This is a genomic window from Acinetobacter sp. 1130196, from assembly GCF_000588095.1.
Taxonomy (GTDB): domain Bacteria; phylum Pseudomonadota; class Gammaproteobacteria; order Pseudomonadales; family Moraxellaceae; genus Acinetobacter; species Acinetobacter nosocomialis.
On sequence record NZ_JFWX01000072.1, the window covers coordinates 1 to 10,736 of the forward strand.

The 10,736-nt window shown below is 42.2% G+C and carries 1 protein-coding gene and 2 pseudogenes; all 3 read left to right on the forward strand.

The annotated features are described in order from the left end of the window. Positions 1-551 precede the first annotated feature (551 nt). Positions 552-8,066: pseudogene (locus J671_RS25605) on the forward strand (beta strand repeat-containing protein); the annotation flags it as partial. 146 nt (positions 8,067-8,212) lie between these two features. Beyond that, a pseudogene (locus J671_RS23680) lies at positions 8,213-9,721 on the forward strand (poly alpha-glucosyltransferase); the annotation flags it as partial. A 55-nt stretch (positions 9,722-9,776) separates the two neighbouring features. Next, on the forward strand, positions 9,777-10,709 hold the full coding sequence (locus J671_RS23685; RefSeq protein ID WP_031983693.1) for an IS5-like element ISAha3 family transposase: 933 nt from the start codon (positions 9,777-9,779) through the stop codon (positions 10,707-10,709). The last annotated feature ends 27 nt before the right edge of the window (positions 10,710-10,736 follow it).

The following is a 10,736-nucleotide window of genomic DNA, read 5'->3' on the forward strand; positions in this document are numbered from 1 at the left end:
GTTGGACCCTTGCAGACAATACACTTCCAGTGTTGGCAGATGGTCCACATACTGTGACTGTGACAGCAACCGACCCGGCAGGTAATGTAAGTACAACCAGTGCAGTCGTGACTGTGGATACTGCAGCAGCGAACTTGCTTGGTCCGATTACAGTACCGGATGACTTAAATGCTGATGGCTTCATCAATACATCAGAACTTGGCACAGATGGCAGCTTTAATGCCCGTGTAGCGTTGGGTCCAGATGCAGTGGTAGGTACTGTTGTGAATGTTAACGGTACTGACTATACAGTGAGTGCAACTGACTTAAGCAATGGCTATATCACCGCAGCGATTCCTGTAACAGCGGATGGCCCAATTACCATCCATGCCCAAGCAGTGGATTCACAAGGTCATATCAGTAGCCCGACAGATGTCACTGTAACTGTAGATACTACAGCAGCGAACTTGCTTGGTTCGATTACAGTACCGGATGACTTAAATGCTGACAGTATCATCAATGCATCAGAACTTGGCACAGACGGTAGCTTCAATGCCCGTGTAGCATTGGGTCCAGATGCAGCGGTGGGTACTGTTGTGAATGTTAATGGCACTGACTATACAGTGAATGCAACTGACCTTGGCAATGGCTATATCACAGCAGCGATTCCTGTAACAGCAGATGGCCCAATTATCATCCATGCACAAGCAGTGGATGCGCAAGGCAACATCAGCAGTCCAACAGATGTCACTGTAACTTTAGATACGACAGCGCCGACAGTTGCTTTAAGTGATGTAACCACCAATGACAGTACGCCTGAATTAACAGGTACAGTGAACGATCCAGCAGCGACTGTTGTCGTGACTGTAAATGGTGTGGACTATACTGCGGTGAACAATGGCAACGGTACCTGGACACTTGCAGACAATACACTTCCAGTGTTGACTGATGGTCCACATACTGTGACTGTGACAGCAACCGACCCGGCAGGTAATGTGGGCACAGGTAGCGCAGTCGTGACTGTAGATACTGCGGCAGCGAACTTGCTTGGTCCGATTACAGTACCGGATGACTTAAATGCTGACGGTATCATCAATGCAGCAGAACTTGGCACAGATGGCAGCTTTAATGCCCGTGTAGTGTTGGGTCCAGATGCAGTGGTAGGCACAGTCGTAAACGTTAACGGCACTGATTACACAGTGAGTGCAACTGACCTTGGCAATGGTTATATCACCGCAGCAATTCCTGTAACTGCAGATGGTCCAATCACCATCCATGCACAAGCAGTGGATTCACAAGGTCATATCAGCAGTCCAGCAGATGTAATCGTGACTGTAGATACGCTTCCAGCGAACTTACTTGGAGCGATTACAGTACCGGATGACTTAAATGCTGACGGCATTATCAATGCTTCAGAACTTGGCACAGACGGCAGCATCAATGCCCGCGTAGCATTGGGTTCTGACGCAGCGGTGGGTACTGTTGTGAATGTCAATGGTACTGATTACACAGTGAGTGCGACTGACCTTGGCAATGGCTATATCACCGCAGCGATTCCTGTAACAGCAGATGGCCCAATTACCATCCATGCCCAAGCAGTGGATGCGCAAGGCAACATCAGCAGTCCAACAGATGTCACTGTAACTGTAGATACCACACCAGCGAACTTGCTTGGTGCGATTACAGTACCGGATGACTTAAATACTGACGGTATCATCAATGCAGCAGAACTTGGTACAGACAATAGCTTCAATGCCCGTGTAGGATTAGGTTCAGATGCAGCGGTGGGTACTGTAGTAAACGTTAACGGCACTGACTACACAGTGAGTGCAACTGACTTGACGAATGGCTATATCACAGCAGTGATCCCAGTGGTTGCTGATGGCCCAATTACCATCCATGCACAAGCGGTGGATGCACAAGGCAACATCAGCAGTCCAACAGATGTCACTGTAACTGTAGATACCACACCAGCGAACTTGCTTGGTGCGATCACAGTACCGGATGACTTAAATACTGATGGCATCATCAATGCATCAGAACTTGGCGCAGACGGTAGCTTTAATGCCCGTGTAGCATTGGGTCCAGATGCAGCGGTGGGTACTGTAGTAAACGTTAACGGCACTGACTACACAGTAAATGCAACTGACTTGACGAATGGCTATATCACCGCAGCAATTCCTGTAACAGCGGATGGTCCGATCACCATCCATGCCCAAGCAGTGGATGCACAAGGTAATATCAGCAGTCCAACAGATGTCACTGTGACTGTGGATACAACACCAGCAAACTTACTTGGTCCGATTACAGTACCGGATGACTTAAATGCTGACGGCATTATCAATGCTTCAGAACTTGGCGCAGACGGTAGCTTTAATGCCCGTGTAACGTTGGGTCCAGATGCAGCGGTGGGTACTGTTGTGAATGTTAACGGCACTGACTACACTGTCAATGCAACTGACTTGACGAATGGCTATATCACAGCAGCGATTCCTGTGACAGCCGATGGTGCAATTACCATCCATGCACAAGCGGTGGATGCACAAGGCAATGTCAGCAGTCCTACCGATGTCACTGTCACTGTAGATACCACACCAGCGAACTTGCTTGGTGCGATCACCGTACCGGATGACTTAAATGCTGACGGTATCATCAATGCATCAGAACTTGGCACAGACGGTAGCTTCAATGCCCGTGTAGCCTTGGGTCCAGATGCAGCGGTGGGTACTGTTGTGAATGTTAATGGCACTGACTACACAGTGAGTGCAACTGACCTTGGCAATGGCTATATCACCGCAGCGATTCCTGTAACAGCGGATGGTCCGATCACCATTCATGCCCAAGCAGTGGATTCACAAGGTAATATCAGTAGCCCGGCAGATGTGACGGTAACTTTAGACGCTACTGCGCCGACAGTTGGTTTAAGTGATGTCACTACCAATGACAGTACACCTGAATTAACAGGTACAGTGAATGATCCAACAGCGACTGTTGTGATGACTGTAAATGGTGTGAACTATACTGCGGTGAACAATGGCAATGGTAGCTGGACACTTGCAGACAATACACTTCCAGTGTTGGCTGACGGTCCGCATACTGTGACTGTGACAGCAACCGACCCTGCAGGTAATGTGGGCACAGGTAGCGCGGTCGTGACTGTAGATACTGCAGCAGCGAACTTGCTTGGCCCGATTACAGTACCGGATGACTTAAATGCTGACGGTATCATCAATGCATCAGAACTTGGCACAGATGGCAGCTTTAATGCCCGTGTAGTGTTGGGTCCAGATGCAGTGGTAGGCACAGTCGTAAACGTTAACGGCACTGATTACACAGTGAGTGCGACTGACCTTGGCAATGGCTATATCACCGCAGCAATTCCTGTAACTGCAGATGGTCCAATCACCATCCATGCACAAGCAGTGGATTCACAAGGTCATATCAGCAGTCCAACAGATGTAATCGTGACTGTCGATACTGTTCCAGCGAACTTGCTTGGCCCGATTACAGTACCGGATGACTTAAATGCTGATGGCTTCATCAATGCATCAGAACTTGGCACAGACGGCAGCTTTAATGCCCGTGTAGCATTGGGTCCAGATGCAGCGGTAGGTACTGTTGTGAATGTTAACGGCACTGACTACACAGTGAATGCAACTGACCTTGGCAATGGCTATATCACAGCAGCGATTCCTGTAACAGCAGATGGCCCGATCACTATCCATGCCCAAGCAGTGGATGCGCAAGGCAACATCAGTAGTCCAACAGATGTCACTGTAACTGTAGATACCACACCAGCTGATTTAATCACTGCGATTACAGTACCGGATGATTTAAACATTGACGGCATCATCAATGCATCAGAACTTGGTACAGACGGTAGCTTTAATGCCCGTGTAGGATTAGGTCCAGATGCAGCGGTGGGTACTGTTGTAAATGTTAATGGCACTAACTATACAGTCAATGCAACTGACTTAAGCAATGGTTATATCACTGCTGCGATCGCAGTAACTGCAGATGGCCCAGTGACTATCCATGCCCAAGCAGTAGATGCGCAAGGCAATATCGATAATGCTACTGATGTCACAGTAAGTGTGGATACTACGCCACCAGACATTAATGCTGCTGCAATTGCGATTAATCCGATTACAGGTGATAACATCCTTAGTCCGGTTGAGACTGCAGGAACAGTAAATATTACTGGAACAGTGACTATTCCTGCTGATGCAACTGTTACCTCGGTTGTTGTTAACGTTAATGGCACGGATTACACGGCTGTAGTAGATCCGGCGAATGGAACATGGACAATAGGTGTACCTGGTAGCCAGCTTGTAGCTGATACTGATTTGACAGTTGATGCAAAAGCAACCTTTACGGATGCTGCTGGCAACAGTAGTAATTTGCAAGCTACACAAAGTTATACAATTGCAAGTTCTTCTATCATTGCATATGACAACTTTGATACAGCTGTTCTTGCTCCACAGCCATTACAAATCGCAAATGATGCGGCTCTTGGTAGTAAAACTTACTTGGCGCTTGTATCACTTGCTGGACTTAACTTACAGCTTGGTTCTGAAGCGGTTAACTTTAATGTAGCTGCCAACCAAGAAGGTAATGCGACATTTACCTACAGTGCTTTAATAGGGGTTAATGCTCTATCTGATTACTCATTAGTTGTACAAAAATTTGATACAGCTACTGGTCAATGGACTTCTATATATGGCGGTGGTCAAGCAGATATTCTTCACCTGACTTTATTAGGTTCTACACCAGGTGTTGTTATCGATGGGCTTGAGCAAGGACAATATCGTGCCTTTATGACTTATAACGGTCTGGCAGGTATTGGTTTACTAGGTACTTTAACAGGTACTATGGACATTTATGATACAACCCAAATCGGTGGTTTCTATACAGAAGCTGCAGATGGTAATGTGATCGTAGATGTTAACTCAAACGGTCAAGCTGATGTCGTAACTCCAAATACAGTTGTGAGTGAAGTTAATAACCAACCTGTTCTTGCTAATGGCACAATCATTAATGGTACATACGGTACATTGGTGATTAACCTTGATGGTTCATACACTTACACTCCAAATCAAAATGCTTCTGGAGTTGGACAGGTTGATCACTTTGTATATACGTTAAAAGATTCTGTAACTGGTGATGTAGCTCAAGCAGCTCTTAACATTCAGTTAAGTTCTGTCAAAGCTGCAGATAACTTGGCAGTTGCTGAAATTAATCCGGAATCTTTACTTGTTGCGAATGACGTAGCACTTGGTAGTGCAAGTTATGTAGCTGCAATATCGTTAGCAGGTCTAGATTTACAGCTCCTTGGTAAACCAACAGTTGCATTCAATGTGGATGCTGACCGTCAAGGTACTGCGACATTTACATTCAGTGGTTTACTCAACGCTGGTGTATTGAATGATTATTCGATTGTTGTTCAAAAATATGATGCTGCAACAGGACAATGGGTATCTATTGGCGGAAATAACCCACAAGCGACTTTAGTTAGTCTATCTCTAATAGGAGGTACTCCAACAGCAGTCATTGAAGGGCTAGATCCAGGACAATATCGTGCATTTATGGGCTACAGTGGTCTACTAGGTGTGGGTATTGGTGGTACATTGACAGGTACAATGGATGTGTATAACCCATATGTTGTATCTGGATATTCAGTTGATCCGATCTCTGGTAACGTCATCAAAGATGCTGGTATTAATGGTGCAGTAGATGCTGCAAGTAATAATGCAGTGATCTCAGCAGTGAATGGAATTACCGTTAACGCAACGGGTACAACTACAATCACTGGTACTTACGGTACGTTAGTGATTGATCAACATGGTAATTATACCTATACACCAAATGCAGATGGTCTAAACCTTGGTAAAGTTGATCAGTTCTCGTATACGTTACTAGACCCAGCAACAGGTAATACATCTCAAGCTGTCTTGTATGTCCACTTGGATAGTAACAAGGTTGCTATGACTTGGAATGCAGCAGATCCATCTCAGCCTGCAGTGATTACAGGTCATGTTCCAGTTGATGCAATGGATAACGTTGCTTCAGCAGCAATTGACATGGTTTACCCAACTACACAACAAGTTCTTAGTAACGCGATCAGTTATAACTGGTTGTTAGGAGTTGGCGGAGTCGTTATTGGCTCTAAACAAGGTACAGCAACCTTTAATGTAGCTGAAGGACATGTGTCTGAAGCCATTATCTCGGTTAACTTTGGTTCAGTAGCTACAGTTGTTGATGGTTTACATGTGGTATTAACACGAGTAAATCCAGACGGTACTCGTACAGTAATTGCAGATAGCGCGAATACTGGAGTGCTTGACTTATTAGGTATCTTTGGCTCTGAAGTGAAATTCAAAGTTGATAATTTAGGTTCTGGTAGCTATGAGCTATTTATGGAAAGCAATACGCTTCTAACAGCTCTAGGTAGCGTTACAGCAAGTATTACTTTGAATAATGGTGATATTACGCAAGTACCTAACTTGGTTGTAACTCCGGTTACAGGCAATGTTCTTTCAGACGACAACTCTGCTGTATATGGACCAAACTATACGCCAGACTATATTACGACTACGACAGTTGTGACTTCTGTCACTTCTGAAACTGGTAATACGCAGGCTGTAAATGTAGGTTCATCAACAGTTATTGTGGGTGCTTATGGTTCCTTAACGATTAATGCTGATGGTACTTATAGTTATCAAGCTACAGCGAACACACAAAATATAGGAAAAGTTGATAGCTTTACCTATACAGTGACAGACCCTGTAACTGGTAGAACAGACACAGCAACATTGCATATCCAAATTGGTTCTCCAGATGTGAATATCACTTGGAATAATGCTAACCCTGGTGCAGATGCGGTAATTCCGTTACCTGTAGCAAATGCTGATACTAATCATGCAACTGTTAGTATGAAACAAGTAACGGATGCTGTTGTTGACGTACCAAGTGGCACGGTAACTATTGGTAACCTTGCAGGCTTCCCGCCATTACCTGTATTAAGCAATACAGTCACTTCGAATCAATTCGTTATTGCTGCTAATACGGTAAGTGATGTTCATGTTGAATTAGACTATACGGCATCATTAAGCTTGTCGGCTCTTCCAACAACTGGTTATAAAATCCAGCAATTGGTGGGTTCAACATGGGTAGATACTGTTTACTCAGGTTCTGCGACAGCCTTGGCAGGAGTATTAGGTGCACCAGCATACTCAGCTGACGTATCTCACTTATCTGCTGGTACTTATCGAGTGGTATTTAGTTTATCTAGTCTGATTTCTTTAGGAACGGTGACTCTAGATTCTGTAGTAACTACAAAAGCTACACATCTAGATCAATACACACCTGATGGTTTAACAGATTGGATTCACGGCAATATCTTGTTAGGCGATACAACTGGTGGAGTTGCAGATACTTCAGCTGCTTCTCAACTATATGTTGAAGTTACACCAGGAAATTACCAAATTGCTGCTGGTCAGGCGATCAATACTGGCGAAGGTACGTTGTATCTCTACCATGATGGTTCGTACTATTACAAACCACTTGATAGCGCGGCAAGTGCTACGATTGATACGATTAACTACAAACTCGTATCCGTGACTGGTGCAGAGTCAACTAGCACATTGACCATCAACTTAAGTCAAGAGTTGAATAGCCTAGCTGTAAGTACAGGAGCGAATGATACATTCACGCTTGGAAATGGCGCAGATACCTTGATTTACAATACGTTAACTGCGGCTGGCGTGAACAATCCAACAGGGGGCAACACAACAACTGGTGGTGTAGATACATGGACTGATTTCCATGTAGGTAATACAGCAACTGATAACCAAGCTGATAAGATCGATATTAGTAACTTGTTACTTACTCATCCGAACAGTTTAACTATTGGTCAGTATGTATCTGTAAGCTATAACGCAGCGACACAAAATGCCACAATTAGTGTAGACCGTGATGGCTTAGGTACGACTTACACAAGCACACAATTGTTGACGATTCATATAGATGAACCAAGAACATCATTAACGCTTAATGATCTTCTTAACAATGGTCAAATTATCTATTAATAGATAATTAACCAAATAAAAAGAGAACCCTAGGGTTCTCTTTTTTTATGTTTAAACAATACGTTAACTTAGCTTTTAGAGAGTTCATGCTATGATGCATTGAAAATTTTATAGAACAACAAATAACGGATAGGGACTTAATTCGAGTGGCGGTATTTTTAGACTTTAAAAGACAACTTAAGCTTTGGTTGGAACATTTCGTTCAGCATGTTCCAGACCTTCCGGAAAAAACAATTTTGTTTATATCATTTGGTCCTAAAGATCAAAGATGTAGTGTGTGGCATACCGAAAAAACAGCTTTTTCACAAGCAACTATACAGTTATTCGATTTTATTAATAGACAGTTTTCTCCAGATCAACTTCCAGACTATATAAAAATTGATGTTGCGTACAATCTAGAAAAACAAAGTTGGAGTCAAATAGAACAACTTGTTCATCATCAATTTCATAATAATCATTACCGCAGAGGAATTGCATTTGATGAAGCATGTTCGGTGGTTTTTCTGGAGCAAGAGATATATGGCAAAGCAATTATTCGAGGTTTGAGTTATGACAAACCTAACTTTTTTGATGAAACCAATCTCAACTATGCAATTAAGCAAAAATATAACGCTCCTAAACCACAAATTAGACTACAAGAGCTGCAAGACATTTGGACTTTCGATACCTATGCAACTTTTTATGAAAATGGACAGTTTATTAATTTAGCAAGCCGTTATGATGCAAATGGTATTAGAGGTATTGCGACCAATAAGAAGCTGCATTTTAGAGAGCTCATTGAGAAAAATGCAGCGTTTTTGCACAGCCAGATTCAAGAAAATGGCAAATTCATTTATGGCTATTTTCCTGCTTATGATCGTGATATCCGCAACTACAATACTGTACGTCATTGCACATCACTTTATGCACTATTAGAAACTTTCGAATTACAAGATAAACCTGAGTACTGGCCTAAAATTATTGCAGCAATTCAATACGCTCTTACTACTTTCTATAAAGAAAAAGACTCTACAACTGCTTTTATGATTGATGGTAAAGAAGGGGAATTTGAAATTAAATTAGGTGCAAACGCAGCAGCTATTTTAATGTTAACGAAATATCAGGAAATTACTCAAAAAACAGATTATTTAAAATATGCAGAGAAACTTGCAAATGGTATTTTAAAATTAGTTGATTCAGATGGATTAACTACTCATGTATTAAATTATCCAGACTATGATTTAAAAGAAAAGTTTAGAATCATTTATTATGATGGAGAAGCAGCATTAGCTTTACTCAGGTTGTATCAAATAAATCAGGATAAAAGATTATTAGACACTGTTAAATTAATGTTTGAAAATTTTATTTATAAAAGATATGAAAAATATCATGATCATTGGTTAAGTTACTGTACCAATGAGCTTACAAAAATATGTCCTGAAGAAAAATATTTTATTTTTGGTTTAAATAATTATTTAAAACATTTTATTTTTATTCGAAATAGAAAAACAACGTATGCAACTTTGTTAGAAATGCTAATGGCTGCTTATAAAATGGTAAATCGTTTAAAAGAGCAAGGCCATCAAAAACTTTTTGAACAAGCTTATATGCACGAATTAAAAAAACTCATTACATTTCGGGCTGAGTTTCAAACCACAGGTTTTTTCTATCCGGAAAGGCTTTGTTGCACAAAGCTATTCTTGAAGGCTTCTTCAGTAATATAATTTCCAGATGAAGAAGCCTACACCTAAAATCTATCGTACAACCAATTGGTCCTCGTATAACCAAGCTTTAATCAAGCGAGGAAATATTTCAATCTGGTTTGATCCTAAGACGCAATGGTATGCACAACCACAAGGCAAGCAAGGACGAAATCAAACTTATTCCGATACAGCGATTCAATGCTGTTTAATGATCAAATCTCTATTCCGTCTTTCTTTACGTATGGTTACTGGCTTTGTTCAAAGCCTGATTAAACTCTGTGGCTTGAATTGGGCAGCACCAGATTACTCCACCCTTTGTAGACGACAAAAGCATATTGATATTGCGATAAGCTATCAGAAAAGTCATGATGGGTTACACCTACTTGTCGACTCTACGGGTTTAAAGTTTTTAGGTGAAGGCGAATGGAAGCGTAAAAAACATCAGCCTGAATACCGTCGGCAATGGCGTAAACTGCATATTGGTATAGATGCTGAAACACTGCAAATACGTGCCGTTCAGCTTACTACAAATAATGTCAGTGATTCACAAGTACTAGGTGATTTACTGGATCAAATTCCACTAGATGAGCGAATAGATTCTGTCTATACCGATGGCGCGTACGACACGAAGTGCTGCAGAAAAGTGATTTCAGATCGTCAAGCACATGCAGTAATTCCACCCAGAAAGAATGCCAAGCCCTGGAAAGATTCTAAAATAAGTTCAATAGAACGAAATGAGTTACTTCAAACGGTTAAACATTTAGGCAGAACCCTATGGAAAAAATGGTCGGGTTATCACCGTCGTAGTTTGGTGGAAACCAAGATGCATTGCATCAAATTATTAGGTGATAGGCTGACGGCAAGACATTTTCAAAGTCAGGTCAATGAAATTCATGCGCGTGTGGCAGTTCTGAATAGATTTACGGAATTAGGTAGACCTCGCACCCAAGTTGTGTCTTAAATTTGAATGGATTGGGGAGAACTCAGC